Annotated in this window: 2 pseudogenes; one reads left to right on the forward strand and one right to left on the reverse strand. The window is 68.9% G+C overall.

The window, feature by feature from the left end:
• Positions 1–294, forward strand: a pseudogene (locus A5764_RS03785) (hypothetical protein); the annotation flags it as partial.
• Positions 295–298: 4 nt separating this feature from the next.
• Here A5764_RS03785 and A5764_RS03790 read toward each other — a convergent pair.
• Positions 299–646, reverse strand: a pseudogene (locus A5764_RS03790) (hypothetical protein); the annotation flags it as partial.

Below are 646 nucleotides of genomic sequence, written 5' to 3' on the forward strand. Positions count from 1 at the left end.
ATCTCGACGATCTCCTTCGGCACGCCCTACGGCACCGTCGAGTACGAGGGCGCCACCATTCCGGTGCCCGTCGACGACCAGACGCTGCAGGAAATCACCAAGATCACCGACGGCCAGGCGTTTCACGCTGACAGCCTGGAGTCGCTCGAGGGCGTCTATTCCACGCTGCAGCGCCAGATCGGCTACGAGACCGTGAAGGGCGACGCCAGCCTCGCCTGGATGCTGCTGGGCGCGGTGCTGCTGGCCGGCGCCGTCCTGGCCGGTGAGTTCCTGAACCGCAGGCTGCCCGCCTGAGCGTTCAGGTCGGCAGGCGCCGGTTGATCAGCAGGGCCAGCGCCGCGGCGATCAGGGCGGCGACGACGCCCAGGCGCAGCCAGCCGGCGCTGCCGGGACCGGGCACCGTGCGATACCCGATGTCGTTCTCTATGGCGTTGTAGCTCTTGTTGAGCTCGCTGAGGTTCGTGGCGGTGTAGGACTGCCCGCCCGACAGCCGCGCGATCGTCTTCATCTGGTCCGTCGAGACGGGGACGGCGACCCGCTGCCCGTTCATCTCGATCTCGCCGCCCTTGGTGCCGAAGGAGATCGTCGAGATCTGCACCTCCTCGGCCTTGGCGGCCCGGGCAGCGGTGAACGCGCCCTGCGGCGC

Origin of the sequence: Mycobacterium sp. 852002-51057_SCH5723018, assembly GCF_001667035.1 — a bacterium.
GTDB lineage: Bacteria > Actinomycetota > Actinomycetes > Mycobacteriales > Mycobacteriaceae > Mycobacterium.